The organism is Acetobacter cerevisiae, from assembly GCF_001580535.1.
In the GTDB taxonomy this organism is placed as follows: Bacteria; Pseudomonadota; Alphaproteobacteria; order Acetobacterales; family Acetobacteraceae; genus Acetobacter; species Acetobacter cerevisiae.
This window is the reverse complement of the sequence record NZ_LHZA01000157.1, coordinates 88,833-101,837: the sequence shown is the minus strand read 5'-3', so window position 1 is coordinate 101,837 and position 13,005 is coordinate 88,833. Positions and strand designations below refer to the sequence as shown.

General features: G+C 59.8%; 11 protein-coding genes. 7 read left to right on the top strand and 4 right to left on the bottom strand.

Annotated elements, in window-relative coordinates; genetic code table 11:
- Positions 1-3: 3 nt before the first annotated feature.
- Together AD928_RS13310 and AD928_RS13305 are read right to left on the bottom strand one after the other, a co-directional pair.
- The gene (locus AD928_RS13310) at positions 4-774 is read right to left on the bottom strand and encodes a JAB domain-containing protein (protein WP_062251042.1); all 771 of its coding nucleotides are present in this window, start codon (positions 772-774) and stop codon (positions 4-6) included.
- Positions 768-1,445: a JAB domain-containing protein gene (locus AD928_RS13305; RefSeq protein WP_167347374.1), complete on the bottom strand. Its 678-nt coding sequence runs from the start codon at positions 1,443-1,445 to the stop codon at positions 768-770. The genes AD928_RS13310 and AD928_RS13305 overlap by 7 nt, the downstream gene beginning before the upstream one ends.
- Before the next feature lie 153 nt (positions 1,446-1,598).
- On the opposite strand from AD928_RS13305, the gene AD928_RS13300 reads away from it, so the two are divergent.
- The 6 genes from AD928_RS13300 to AD928_RS13275 all read left to right on the top strand — a co-directional run bounded on the left by AD928_RS13300 (position 1,599) and on the right by AD928_RS13275 (position 9,749).
- Entirely contained in the window at positions 1,599-3,821 is a 2,223-nt protein-coding gene (locus AD928_RS13300; RefSeq protein WP_062251040.1) for an ATP-dependent helicase, read from the top strand.
- Positions 3,821-4,732: a 50S ribosomal protein L11 methyltransferase gene (locus AD928_RS13295; RefSeq protein ID WP_062251039.1), complete on the top strand. Its 912-nt coding sequence runs from the start codon at positions 3,821-3,823 to the stop codon at positions 4,730-4,732. Before AD928_RS13300 ends, AD928_RS13295 begins: the two co-directional genes overlap by 1 nt.
- 78 nt (positions 4,733-4,810) lie before the next feature.
- On the top strand, positions 4,811-6,589 hold the full coding sequence (locus AD928_RS13290) for an aminopeptidase P family protein (protein WP_062251038.1): 1,779 nt from the start codon (positions 4,811-4,813) through the stop codon (positions 6,587-6,589).
- A gap of 94 nt (positions 6,590-6,683) precedes the next feature.
- Positions 6,684-7,715 carry an isocitrate/isopropylmalate dehydrogenase family protein gene (locus AD928_RS13285; protein WP_062251037.1) on the top strand — a complete coding sequence of 344 codons (1,032 nt, stop codon included), beginning with the start codon at positions 6,684-6,686 and terminating at the stop codon, positions 7,713-7,715.
- A gap of 115 nt (positions 7,716-7,830) precedes the next feature.
- Entirely contained in the window at positions 7,831-8,547 is a 717-nt protein-coding gene (locus AD928_RS13280) for a hypothetical protein (RefSeq protein WP_062251036.1), read from the top strand.
- Positions 8,544-9,749, top strand: a complete 1,206-nt coding sequence (locus AD928_RS13275; protein WP_062251035.1) for an MFS transporter — start codon at positions 8,544-8,546, stop codon at positions 9,747-9,749. Before AD928_RS13280 ends, AD928_RS13275 begins: the two co-directional genes overlap by 4 nt.
- A gap of 6 nt (positions 9,750-9,755) precedes the next feature.
- Here AD928_RS13275 and AD928_RS13270 read toward each other — a convergent pair whose 3' ends face one another.
- Both AD928_RS13270 and rpsD read right to left on the bottom strand, forming a co-directional pair.
- Positions 9,756-11,303, bottom strand: a complete 1,548-nt coding sequence (locus tag AD928_RS13270) for a peptide chain release factor 3 (protein ID WP_062251034.1) — start codon at positions 11,301-11,303, stop codon at positions 9,756-9,758.
- 102 nt (positions 11,304-11,405) lie between these two features.
- On the bottom strand, positions 11,406-12,023 hold the full coding sequence (rpsD, locus tag AD928_RS13265) for a 30S ribosomal protein S4 (protein ID WP_043552390.1): 618 nt from the start codon (positions 12,021-12,023) through the stop codon (positions 11,406-11,408).
- Between the two features lie 358 nt (positions 12,024-12,381).
- Between rpsD and AD928_RS13260 the strand changes: the two genes are divergently transcribed.
- Positions 12,382-12,930 carry an HdeD family acid-resistance protein gene (locus AD928_RS13260; protein WP_062251033.1) on the top strand — a complete coding sequence of 183 codons (549 nt, stop codon included), beginning with the start codon at positions 12,382-12,384 and terminating at the stop codon, positions 12,928-12,930.
- Positions 12,931-13,005: the final 75 nt, after the last annotated feature.

Below are 13,005 nucleotides of genomic sequence, written 5' to 3'. Positions count from 1 at the left end.
GGCCTAAAAGACCCCTTCTTCTTTCAGGCTTAACAGGCGACCACTGCCAACAATCACATGGTCCCAGACCGTGATGCCCAGCAACGTGGCCGCCTGCGCAATCCGCTGGGTCATGAAGATATCATCCTGCGAAGGAGACGGGTCTCCACTGGGATGGTTATGCACCACCACCAGAATACTGGCCTGAAGCTCCAGCGCGCGCCGCATTACTTCTCTGGGGTAAATGGGCGTGTGGTCCACAGTGCCGCGCCCCAGCATTTCATCGGCAAGCAGACGGTGCCCCTTATCCAGAAAGAGCACCCGCACCTGTTCTACCCGCTCATGCGCCAGCATGGCGCTAAGATAGGCTTTGAGCTGCGCCCTGTCCGCCAGAACACCCACTCGTTTCAACCGCGCTTTATGCAACCGCACAGCCGCCTCCTGAACCAGCCGCAACGTTACCCGGAACGCCGGGGTCTGGCCGGAAATCCCCAGCATGACCTGATCGGGAGCGGACAGGAGAGCGGCCAGAGACCCGAACTGATTCAGCAGAGACGTCGCCCACATGTCCGGCGCAGGATGCCGGGGCGTAATAAGCGTAATCAGCTGAGTCAGAACCTTATGGTCATCAGGAACCTTAACTAAAGTCCTTGCTTCGGCCAATTCTGACAAAAATGGCAAATCTGGCAGAGGCGGCCCGGTTTGCACCGCGTCGGCCTGAAGCTTGAACCCTGCAATATCCGCCAGTTCCGATTTAGAGCGCCTGCCTTTGCCTTTTGGCAGTCGCGTCACCATGCCTGCTGCTCCAGATGCCGAAAACTGCGCCAGCGGCGCCCTTTCAGCACCACATGGTCATGCATGGTCACCGCCAGCAAAGGGGCGGCCTGCAAAAGCGCCTGCACCAGTGGCCCATCATGCAAAAGCTGGCGGTCCGGCTGCACATCGTCTGCCGCCAGCCTGACCGTAATCAGAGAACAGGCGTGCAGCGCCAGTGCCCTCTGCATAACGGCGGAGACCACCTGCGGCACAGGAATGGGAACGCCTTCTTCTCCCGGCGTCGCCCTTTCCTGCGTCTCCACAACTTCATCCGCCAGCAATTGATTGCGGCTATCCAGAAACAAAACATGGAGCGCCCCCGCCACAGCCGTCACCAGATGCGTTGCGCAATACGCCAGCAGCTTGTCCCAACTCCCAAGGTCAACGCGCACAGGCTCATCCGGTGCGCCCAGCCGGTCCGCCGCCAGCGGCACCAGTCCCAGCAACGCCACGTTCCCACGCGTTGCTCCCGCTTCTTTCAGGGCTTCTGGCGCAGCTTCCAGCACATCCGCCAAAGATCCGAACTGGTTGATCAACGCCTTGGCCAACGGCTTGGTGTCCCGCCGGGGCACACCCGGAAAAAGCAGCATTTCCAACAGCTCATAATCCGCCAGAGACGCAGCCCCCGCGCTTAAAACCCGCGCGCGCATGCGCTGCCGGTGCCCTGCCGGGCCTGTGGAAGAAAAAGGGGCACTCCCCTCCCTTCGTCCAAAACTGCTCTGTTTTTCTCCATTTTCGGAGGACACCATGCCACTGCTCCGATTGGCCTCAGGCTTTCAAGACGATATAAGGGTAAAGTGAATATGTCCGAAAACCCTTCCTCCGCGCTTTTTTCATCATCCTCGGACCAAGGCGAGTCCTATCTCGCGCGTCTGAACCCCGAACAACGCGCCGCGATTGAAACCACGGACGGCCCTCTGCTGGTTCTGGCAGGAGCCGGCACTGGCAAAACACGGGTGCTGACCACCCGCTTTGCCCATATTCTGCTGACAGACCGTGCCAAGCCCTGGCAGATTCTGGCTGTCACCTTCACCAACAAGGCCGCCAAGGAGATGCGGGAGCGTGTCTCTCTCCTGCTTGGCAGCCCGGCGGAAGGGTTATGGCTGGGCACCTTTCATGCCCTGTGCGCCCGGATGCTGCGCCGCCATGCCGACTATGTGGGCCTGACCAGCAGCTTCACCATTCTGGATACGGACGACCAGCTCCGCCTGCTCAAGCAAATTATTGTACCCTGGCAGATTGATACCAAACGCTGGCCCGCCCCCGGTATTCTGGGCGTTATCCAGCGCTGGAAAGATCGTGGGCTGACGCCGGAACGCGTGACAGATGCGGAAGATAATGACTTTGCTGACGGCCATTGCCGCGCCATCTACAAAGCCTATCAGGAACGACTGATCCAGCTGAACGCCTGTGACTTTGGGGACCTGATGCTCCATGTCACGGAAATCCTGCGCACCCGGCCGGATGTGCTCGCGCAGTATCATCGCCTGTTCCGCTACATTCTGGTGGATGAGTATCAGGACACCAATACAGTCCAGTATCTCTGGCTGCGCCTGCTGGCGCTTCGTCCCGGTGAACCGTCCAATATCTGCTGCGTGGGGGATGATGATCAGTCGATCTATTCCTGGCGCGGTGCGCAGGTGGGCAACATTCTGCGGTTTGAAAAGGATTTCCCCGGCGCACAGCTTGTCCGGCTGGAACGCAACTACCGCTCCACCCGCCATATTCTGGGGGCCGCTGCCGGTCTGATTGCCCACAATGACGAACGACTGGGCAAAACCCTGCGCTCTGGCCGCGAAGATTCTGACGGCGAGAAAGTGCTGGTGGTCGGCGTTGGCGATTCCGACCATGAAGCCCGTGATGTCTGCGGCATGGTCGAGAAAATGCAGAGTGAGGGGCATTCTCTGGGAGAAATGGCCATCCTCGTCCGCGCCGGGTTCCAGACCCGCGCGTTTGAAGAAAAGCTGGTGCAAAGCGGCGTGCCTTACCGGATTGTCGGCGGCGTGCGGTTCTATGAACGTGCCGAAATCCGCGATGCGCTGGCCTATATGCGCGTGCTCAACCAGCCCTCGGATGATCTGGCGTTTGAGCGCATTCTCAACACCCCCAAACGCGGCATGGGGCCTGCGGGGGTACAAAAGCTGCACGCCGCAGCCCGTAGCCATCAGGTCCCGCTGACCGCCGCCACCCAGATCCTGCTGGCCGAAAAAATTCTGAAAGGGAAAGTGGGCGATCAGGTCGGCGCCCTGATGACTGCACTGGACACCACGCGCGACATTCTGGCGCGTGAAGGCCATGTGGTGGCCGTGGAGCATCTGCTGGAAGAAAGCGGCTATCTGGCCATGTGGCAGGCCGATAACTCGCCCGAAGCCCCCGGGCGGCTGGAAAACCTGAAGGAACTGGTCCGCGCCCTGGCCGACTTCGGCACGCTGGGCGAGTTTCTGGAACATGTCGCACTCGTCATGGAGCATGACGAAAATGCAGGAGAAGCCCGCATCTCCCTCATGACCCTGCACGGGGCCAAGGGGCTGGAGTTTGATGTCGTCTTCCTGCCGGGCTGGGAAGAAGGCGTTTTCCCCTCCCAGCGCACGCTGGATGAAGGCGGGAACTCCGGGCTGGAGGAAGAACGCCGCCTTGCCTATGTGGGCATTACCCGCGCCCGTAAGCACGCCATGATCTTTCATGCAGCCCGGCGGCGGATTTACGCCAACTGGCAGGATTCCATGCCCAGCCGCTTTCTGGATGAACTGCCGGATGAGCATGTTATCCGGCATGGTGAACGTGACGCCAACCTTCGCGGCCTGCGCGCCACAGACTCCGTTTTTGCAGGTGGCGCACCGCTCATCGCCCGCAGACGGCGCGACCCGCTGGCGGGGAATACGCCCACCTTCCAGCTGGGCGAGCATGTTCGCCACCCGCGCTTTGGGGAAGGCATTATTGTCTCAGCCGATCACCACCATGTTGATGTCGCGTTTGAAGGCGTCGGCATCAAACATCTCCTCTCCTCCTTTTTAGAGAAACTTTAATGGCCGTTGCTCCCCGTCGTCACGCCACCGCTCTGGAAACGGTTGCGGTCACCGTTCCGGAACCTGCTGTCGAAGCTTATGAAAACGCCATCGGCAGCGTCTGCACCACGGTTGGTATTTTTGAAGCCAACCCGGAAGGCACGCTCTGGCGCGTGGAAGGCGTGAAAGACGCCGGACATCGGGAAGATGAACTGACAGTCGCCCTCATGCTGGCCCAACTGACCAGCGGTGTGGACGCCCCGCTGGAACGCGACGCCACAGAGGCCGAAGGCTGGCTGGCCCGCACCTATGAATCCTTCCCTGAGCAGGATGTCGGGCAGCGTTTTGTCATCCGTGGCACCCATCTGCCAGACGTAAAGCACCCGACGCGTATTGCCCTGACGCTGGATGCCGGTGTGGCCTTTGGCTCTGGCGAGCATGGTTCCACCCGTGGCTGCCTGCGGGCACTGGAGCGCATTGCCTACCGCAAGCCCCGCAAAATTCTGGATCTCGGCTGCGGGTCCGGCATTCTGGCCATGGCAGCGGCGGCCCTGCTGCGCAAAAAGGTTCTGGCCGTTGATATCGAGCCCTGGTCCGTCCGTGTCGCGGCACAGAATGCGGAACGCAACGGGCTGGGCCGCGCGCTCACCTGCCGTCTGGGCAATGGCTGGAAAACCCCGGAAATCCGCCATAACGCCCCGTATGATCTGGTGTTCGCCAATATTCTCGCCCGCCCGCTGTGCCTGATGGCCAAGGATCTGGCCCATAATCTGGCCCCCGGCGGCACGGTCATTCTGGCAGGCCTGCTCCGCACCCAGATCCGCATGGTGCTGGCTGCGCATCGCAGGCTTGGGCTGGTGCTGGAACACACCTTTACAGAGGGTGACTGGGCCACGCTGGTCCTGCGTCGCCCTTACGGCCCCAAGGCCTGAAAAACGCGCCTGCATGGCCCTCCCATGCAGGCTTTTTTATTTCGTCCGTTCTTTTGAGACATCATTTTGAGGTCTGTCATGCCGTCCGCTTCCGCCTCCCGCCTCGCCGCTCTGCGCACCCTCCTGAAACAGAATGAGCTTGATGGCCTGATTATCCCCCACAGCGACGAATTTCTCGGGGAATACACGCCCGCCTGCGCGGAACGTCTGGAATGGCTGACAGGCTTTAGCGGCAGCGCTGGCATGGCTTTAGTGCTGGCAGACTCCGCCGCCGTGTTCTCGGATGGCCGCTACATCACCCAGATGGACCAGCAGGTGGATGGCTCCTGCTGGGAACGCCAGCATATCTATCAGACCCCGCCCCCCGCATGGCTGGCGCAGAAAGCCCCGAAGAATGCCCGCATCGGGTATGACGCCCGCATTATGAGCAGCGCGGAACTGCGGCCCTTCACAACACTTTCCGGCATCACACTGGTTTCCACCAACGGCAATCTGACCGATACGCTGTGGACGGATCGTCCGGCCTTCCCCGCAGCCCCCGCTACCATCCATCCGCTGGTTTATGCAGGCGAGTCCTCTCAGGACAAACGCACCCGTCTTGGCAAGGCTCTGGCAGAAGCCGGACAGGCCGCCGCTGTGCTGAGCGATTCGGCCTCTATCGCGTGGCTGCTGAATATCCGCGGCACAGACATCCCCTGCACCCCGGTTGTTCTGGCCTTCGCGGTGCTGCACGCCGATGCCTCGGTGGATCTGTTCCTTCAGGCCAGCAAGCTCCCGGCAGATGTGCACGAATGGCTGGGCGCAGATGTGCGCGTGCACGAGCCTGAGGCTCTGGAAAGCGTTCTGGCCACCCTCAGCGGCAAGACCGTGGGCGTTGACCCCGCCAGCAATGCCGTCTGGTTTGCAGAAACACTGACACGCCACGGAGTTACCGTGCAGGAAAGCCCGGACCCGTGTGTGCTGCCCAAAGCCCGAAAAAATGCGACGGAACAGGCCGGTACCCGCAAGGCGCATCTGAAAGACGGCGTCGCTCTGTGCCGCTTCCTGCACTGGCTGGATACGGAAGAGGCCCGCGGCACTACGGAACTTCAGGCCGCTAACAAGCTGGATGCCTTCCGGGCAGAAGGCGCGGATTACCGGGGCGAATCCTTTCCCGCCATTTCCGGCGCAGGGCCGAACGGGGCCGTCATCCATTACCGTGTGACGCCCGAGAGTGACCGCGCCCTGAACGCGAATGAAGTCTATCTGATTGATAGCGGCGGCCAGTATCCGGAAGGCACGACGGACGTCACCCGCACAGTCTGGACTGGCCCGGACGCCCCACCTGCCCGCCTGATGGAAACCTTTACCCGTGTGCTGCGCGGCAATCTGCGCCTTGGCCGCGCCCGCTTCCCCGCAGGCACCACCGGCCACGCGCTGGATGCACTGGCGCGGTATGACCTGTGGCAGGCCGGTCTGGATTATGACCACGGCACCGGCCACGGCGTGGGCAGCTTCCTCTCCGTGCATGAAGGTCCGGCACGGATTTCCAAAAATCCCTCCCCCATCACGCTGCAGGAGGGCATGATTCTCTCCAACGAACCCGGTTATTACGAGCCGGGCGCCTACGGCATCCGCTTGGAAACACTGGTGCTGGTGCGTGAGAAAGCCGGGGAGAACCGCCCCGGCTACGCGTTTGAGACGCTGACCCTCGCGCCGTTTGACCGCCGCCTGATCGACACAGCGCTTTTAGGGGAAGAAGACTGCCAGATTCTGGATGCCTACCATGCGCAAATCATGACCCAGATTGGCCCTCACCTGCCAGATGAGGCCAAAAACTGGCTGAAAACGGCTTGCGCCCCCCTCAAGAGGGCGTGAGAGAACGGGTTTTTCGCAACTGGTCACGCAATTGGGAATCGCCTGCCGGACCGAAGAAGAGCAGAAAAGCTGCGAAGTGAAGGGAGCTTCCAGAATGACGACAGACAGCAAAACCATCCCCGCTACTCTTATTGCCGGTGATGGGATCGGCCCTGAGATTGTTGAATCGGTTACCGAACTTCTTGACGCCGTCGGTGCCCCGTTTGTGTGGGACCGCCAGCTTGCCGGGATGGCCGGGGTGGATGCGGTCAATGACCCGCTGCCCAAACAGACCATCGAGAGCATCCGCCGCACCGGCCTTGCTCTGAAAGGCCCGCTGACCACGCCGGTTGGGGGCGGCTTCAAATCCATCAACGTCACACTGCGTCAGGAGTTCGGGCTGTTCGCCAACCTGCGCCCGACCAAGACGATTGTTCCCGGTGGCAAGTTCGACAAGATTGATCTGGTCCTGTTCCGTGAAAATCTTGAAGGCTACTACGCCGCCATGGAACATTACGTTCCGGTTGGTGACGACCCGAAGGGCATTGCCCTGAGCACCGGCTTCAACTCCCGTGTTGAGTGCCGCCGCATTGTGAAATTTGCTTTTGAGTATGCGTTCAAAAACAACCGCAAGACGGTAACCCTCGTCCACAAAGCCAACATCCTCAAACTGCTGACCGGCCTGTTCCTTGAAGAAGGCCGCAAGGTTGCTGAGGAATATAAAGGCCGCATCGCCTTTAACGAGCGGATTGTGGATGCCTGCGCCATGCAGCTGGTCCTCAACCCCTGGCAGTTCGACGTGATTGTCACCACCAACCTGTTTGGTGACATCCTGTCCGATCTGACGGCGGGCCTTGTTGGCGGTCTGGGCATGGCTCCGGGTGCAAACATTGGTGAAAAAGCTGCGGTGTTTGAAGCCGTGCACGGCTCTGCGCCTGACATTGCCGGACAGGGCATTGCCAACCCGCTGGCTCTGCTGCTGGCTGCCGTCATGATGCTCCAGCATGTGGGCCGTCAGGATCTGGCAGACCGTATTGACCACGCTATCAAGAAGGTCATTACGGAAGGCCCCGTCCGCACGAAGGATCTGGGCGGTAACGCGACGACGAAAGATCTCACAGCCGCTCTTAAACAGCAGCTCGTCTGATCACCCTGAAAAACGGGAGTGCGGCTTTGTCCGCCTCCTGTTTTTTCTGAACATTTCTCAGTGTTCATCGACAGTTTTTTGACACGTGTTTCGCTGTCATGCGTATCATCACCGCATGATACCCAGCTTTCCCGGTCAATGGCCCATCCTGCGGCTTTCCCCCTCCTGCACCATTACGGTCACCCCGCATGTGCCCCGGCATACGGCGGAAACAGAGGCCGAAATTACGCGCATCTGGGCAGAAGCCTGCCACAAAACTCCTGCTCTTTTTAACGGCTGCGTTTTCTCAGCAGACCGCGTGACCCGCACCGAAATTTCCGGCCACTGGACGGACTATCGTTCAGTTCTCGCGCAAATGAAAAACCCGGCTTTGTTCACTCACCTTCGGCTGCAACCGCTCGCCGTCATCGGCCTGCTGGAAACGCCGGAAGGTTATGTTCTGGGTCGGCGCAACCCATCTTCTCTGTATCAGGGCAATTTCTGGCAAAGTCCGCCAGCCGGTAGCATTGAACGACGCGGAGACAGCACAGCCGTCCATCTGGACGAACAGCTTCTGGCTGAAGCCGAGGAAGAGCTCGGGCTGACAGGCGAAAACCTGGCAATCGGCGCACCCCAGCTTATCGCCCGCCATCCGGGCACCCGCATTCTGGATATCGGCATTCCCATGCGCACTCCGTTGTCTTTCAGCGCCGTCGAGGCGCACTGGAAAAACGGGGCCAATCAGGAATATGACCAGCTCGCCCTTGTCCCGCATGCGGACATTGATACCTGGCTAAGCCGCCCTGACCTGCTCCCGACCTCCCGCGCGCTGCTGGCAGCCGCCCGTTCATGACCGATCAGCCTCCGCCTGTAGCCCAAGACCCCACACAACAGGCTGGCCCCAGCCCGAACCTGATCCGAGTCATTGCGGCCGCGTGCGGTCTGATTGTCGCCAACCTTTATTATGCACAGCCTCTGGCTGGTCCTATCAGCGCAACACTTGCCATGCCGGAAAGCCAGTCCGGCTTAATTGTCACTATCACCCAGATTGGCTACTGCCTCGGCCTGCTGCTGATTGTCCCGCTGGCCGATTTGCTGGAAAACCGCAGCCTGATTGTGTGGATGACGCGGCTTGTCATGCTCGCACTGCTGGCGTTGCCCTTTTCACACCACCCGCTGCCCTTCCTGCTGGCCATTGGGCTGGTCGGCATTCTGTCTGTCGCGGTGCAAATTCTGGTGCCGTTTGCCGCCAGTCTGGCGCCGGAAGCCATACGCGGGCGCGTGGTGGGCAATGTCATGAGCGGCCTGATGCTGGGCATTATGCTGGCGCGCCCCGTCTCCAGTTTTGTGACGGAATTTTCATCCTGGCACACCATTTTCCTGATCTCTGCCGGGATCATGCTGGCCCTGTCCATCCTGCTCCAGCGCGTCCTGCCGGAACGCAGGCCTACAACCCGCAGCCCTTATGGGGCCCTGCTCCGCTCTATGGGCACCCTCCTGCTCACCACAAGAATTCTGCAACGGCGAGCGTTTTATCACGCCTGTCTGTTTGGCGCATTTAGCCTGTTCTGGACGGTAACGCCCCTGCTTCTGGCCGCTCCCCCATTCCTGTTTTCTCAGGGGCAGATTGCTCTTTTTGCTTTTGTGGGTGTTGCCGGGGCTATTGCAGCCCCTATTGCCGGACGCATTGCCGACAGAGGCTGGACATGGCCTGCAACGCTTGCCGCCATGGCGCTGGTTTCCCTCGCCTTTCTGACAAGTGTCGTTATGCCGCAATCCATTTTTATCGGTGTGCTGGCACTGGCGGGAATTGTGATTGATTTCGGCGTTACCGCCAATCTGGTGCTGGGGCAGCGCGCTTTGTTTGTGCTGCCCGCAGAAAACCGCGCCCGCCTGAATGGGCTTTATATGGCGATTTTCTTCATGGGCGGTGCGGCTGGCTCAGCCCTTGGCAGCTGGGCTTACGCCTATGGCGGCTGGCCGCTGGCCTCTGCTCTGGGAGCCGCCTTGCCAGCGCTCGCTTTTGCCGTCTGCCTGACGGAAAAGCGGCGCTAGGCGGGATTATTTAATTTCAATCCCGATCTGCTTGATATCGTGGAAGGTGATATCCGGGTTCTGTTCCTGCGTGCGACGCATCATGAAGGCTGATGTGGCCAGGAACACCGGATCATCATCCAGATCATCCGCCATGGAAGACCGATTTGCCATGGCAAAGGCTTCAATCTTCTCGCGCGGGCCAGTCACCCAGCGGGCCAGAGAAAATGGGATGCTATCGAACCCGATCGCCACACCATATTCCGCCCTCAACCGCGCCTGAAGCACGTCGAACTGAAGTGTGCCAACCACACCCACAATCGGCTGTGCGCCATCCTGCGGTTTGAAGAGCTGCACCACGCCTTCTTCCGCAAGCTGGGTGAGCGCCTGCTTCAGCTTCTTCGCCTTCATGGCGTCATCCAGCCGCACGCGACGCAGAATTTCCGGGGCAAAGTGCGGCACACCGGTAAATTTCAGGTCTTCACTCTCCGTCAGCGTATCGCCAATGCGCAGCGTACCGTGGTTGGGAATCCCCACCACATCGCCCGCAAAGGCTTCTTCCGCCAGCTGCCGGTCCCGCGCAAAAAAGAACTGCGGGGTATGCACGGCAAAATTCTTGCCGGTGCGGCTGTGGCGCAGGCGCATGCCGCGCGTCAGCTTACCGGAACAAATCCGGGCGAAGGCAATACGGTCCCGGTGGTTGGGGTCCATATTGGCCTGAATTTTAAAGACCAGCGCGGTCATGCCTTCTTCATCGGCCTTGACCGTCCGGCTTTCCGCAACCTGATCTCGCGGGGACGGCCCAAACGCGACCAGCGCATTCAAAAGGTCCGTCACGCCAATTTCCTTCATGGCGCTCCCGAAGAAAACCGGCGTCAGATGCCCGGCGTCAAAGGACTCGCGGTCAAACTCAGGCAGAGCCGCTTCCGCCAGCTCCAGCTCTTCTGAAAGCTGCATCATGCGCGGGTCGGACTGGGCCAGCGTTTCCTGCGTATGCACTTCTTTAGTGCGCAGGTCATAAGTCCCAACAAACCCGGCGGCGCGGCCAATCGGCCATGTGGCGGGTGCCGTATCCAGCGCAAGAGCAGAGGCAATTTCATCCAGCAGCGCAAACGGGTCCTGCGCTTCACGGTCCATCTTGTTGATGAAGGTGACAATCGGAATATCACGCAGACGGCAGATTTCGAACAGCTTGCGCGTCCGGTCCTCAATACCTTTGGCGGCGTCAATCACCATCACGGCAGAGTCCACCGCCGTCAGCGTGCGGTAGGTATCTTCCGAGAAGTCTTCATGACCCGGTGTATCCAGCAGGTTGAAAATGCACCCGCCATATTCAAAGGTCATCACAGAGCTGACGACGGAAATCCCGCGGTCACGCTCAATGGACATCCAGTCAGACCGGGTGCGCCGCCGCTCACCCTTGGCCCGCACGTTCCCGGCCAGCTGAATAGCGCCACCTGCCCGCAGAATGCGTTCCGTCAGCGTGGTTTTACCAGCATCCGGGTGCGAGATAATCGCAAACGTACGGCGGCGGGCAATTTCCGTGCTGAGGTCAGGTGCGAGCGTTTCAGACATGACAGACAATCCGGCTGGAAAAGATACGGGGTAAAACGGCAAACGCCGGATGGAGAGAAAAACCCTCCACCCGGCGCAGCACAAATCGGGCCGAAGCGCCGATTAACGAGAGTAGTATTCGACCACCAGGTTCGGTTCCATCTGCACCGGATACGGCACATCAGCGAACTTCGGACCACGGACGAACGTGCCCTTCATCTGACGGTGATCAACGTCCATGTATTCCGGAACGTCGCGTTCACCCGTCTGGGTGGCATCCAGCACGATAGCCAGCTGCTTGGACTTTTCACGGATTTCGATCACGTCCCCGTCCCGCACCAGATAGGAGGGGATGTTCACCTTGCGGCCGTTGACCGTGATGTGGCCATGGCTGATGAACTGACGCGCAGCGAACGGCGTGATGGCGAATTTCATGCGGTAGATGACCGCATCCAGACGACGCTCGAGCAGGTTGATCAGGTTTTCAGACGTATCGCCCTTACGACGCACGGCTTCCTGATAGTAGCGACGGAACTGCTTTTCGCTGATGTTACCGTAGTAACCCTTCAGCTTCTGCTTTGCCATCAGCTGGACAGAGTAGTCAGACGGCTTGCCTTTACGGCGCTGACCATGCTGACCCGGGCCGTATTCACGACGGTTAACCGGGGACTTCGCACGGCCCCACAGGTTAACGCCAAGACGACGGTTAATCTTATATTTGCTCTCGAGGCGCTTGCTCATAGGGCGCTCTTCTCTTCTCTGTCTGCGTGAGTCACACTGTTATCTGTGTCTCATCATGGTGCCGGTAGTCTCCGTCCCCCGTGGATCAGAGCGGGCGCAGTCCGTATCACCGGCGGGTGGGAGCATCTGTCCACCTGCATCGGCCGTCCTGTCCACATTCCCGGCAATGGGAGCAGCCATTACGGAAAGCGGGGCTTTCTGTCAACTCATCGCCTTCTGCCTGCTCATACCAGATAACGGCATGCAACCCCGCTCAGAGCCGGAAAAGCGTGCCTTTACAGATAGTATTTCCGCCGTGCGTGCCTTAGATTGTTCCATGATTTTCAGAAACACCTCTAAAGAATAAGGAAAAACCACCATGCCGTTCGCTAAAAAATGGGCGATGTTTGTCGCTCTGGGCGCGGTGCTGATTGCGCTGGGATTTATTGCCTGCGTCGATGCCATTTCCGTCACGCTGGCCAGTACAATTTTTATTGGCATTCTGCTGATTATTGCCGGCGCATTTCAGGTTGCCCATGCCTTTGCTGTGCGGGAATGGGGTGGCGTCCTGTTCTCCGCGCTGTTCGGCCTGCTTTATATCGTGGCTGGCGGCATGATTATTGAAGAACCCGCCACCGGCTCTGTGATGATCACCCTGTTTGCCGCCGCCTGCTTTATTGTAGTGGGTGTGATGCGCAGCCTTATGGCCATCCAGTATCGCAGCCTGCCCGGCTGGGGCATTGTGCTGGCTGGCGGGCTGATCAGCCTTTTGGTCGGCCTGTCCCTGTATTTCACCCTGCCCTGGTCCGGCCTGTGGCTGATTGGCACTTTCGTTGGGGTTGAACTGATTACCAGCGGTATCGGCTGGCTCCAGTTCGGTCTGGCCCTACGCCAGAGCGACGTTCGCCCGCCCATCAGCCGACTGTAAAAGCAACCGGCCGTCCATGGCCAGAAAAGGCGCTTTGCTTTCATGCAGAGCGCCTTTTTTATGCGATACGTGCAG

What these genes read in the sequence shown, in the direction of transcription:
- AD928_RS13310 (WP_062251042.1), bottom strand. Translation starts at nt 774, where the DNA reads ATGGTGACGCGACTGCCAAAAGGCAAAGGCAGGCGCTCTAAATCGGAA.
- AD928_RS13305 (WP_167347374.1), bottom strand. Translation starts at nt 1,445, where the DNA reads ATGCGCGCGCGGGTTTTAAGCGCGGGGGCTGCGTCTCTGGCGGATTAT.
- AD928_RS13300 (WP_062251040.1), top strand. Translation starts at nt 1,599, where the DNA reads ATGTCCGAAAACCCTTCCTCCGCGCTTTTTTCATCATCCTCGGACCAA.
- AD928_RS13295 (WP_062251039.1), top strand. Translation starts at nt 3,821, where the DNA reads ATGGCCGTTGCTCCCCGTCGTCACGCCACCGCTCTGGAAACGGTTGCG.
- AD928_RS13290 (WP_062251038.1), top strand. Translation starts at nt 4,811, where the DNA reads ATGCCGTCCGCTTCCGCCTCCCGCCTCGCCGCTCTGCGCACCCTCCTG.
- AD928_RS13285 (WP_062251037.1), top strand. Translation starts at nt 6,684, where the DNA reads ATGACGACAGACAGCAAAACCATCCCCGCTACTCTTATTGCCGGTGAT.
- AD928_RS13280 (WP_062251036.1), top strand. Translation starts at nt 7,831, where the DNA reads ATGATACCCAGCTTTCCCGGTCAATGGCCCATCCTGCGGCTTTCCCCC.
- AD928_RS13275 (WP_062251035.1), top strand. Translation starts at nt 8,544, where the DNA reads ATGACCGATCAGCCTCCGCCTGTAGCCCAAGACCCCACACAACAGGCT.
- AD928_RS13270 (WP_062251034.1), bottom strand. Translation starts at nt 11,303, where the DNA reads ATGTCTGAAACGCTCGCACCTGACCTCAGCACGGAAATTGCCCGCCGC.
- rpsD (WP_043552390.1), bottom strand. Translation starts at nt 12,023, where the DNA reads ATGAGCAAGCGCCTCGAGAGCAAATATAAGATTAACCGTCGTCTTGGC.
- AD928_RS13260 (WP_062251033.1), top strand. Translation starts at nt 12,382, where the DNA reads ATGCCGTTCGCTAAAAAATGGGCGATGTTTGTCGCTCTGGGCGCGGTG.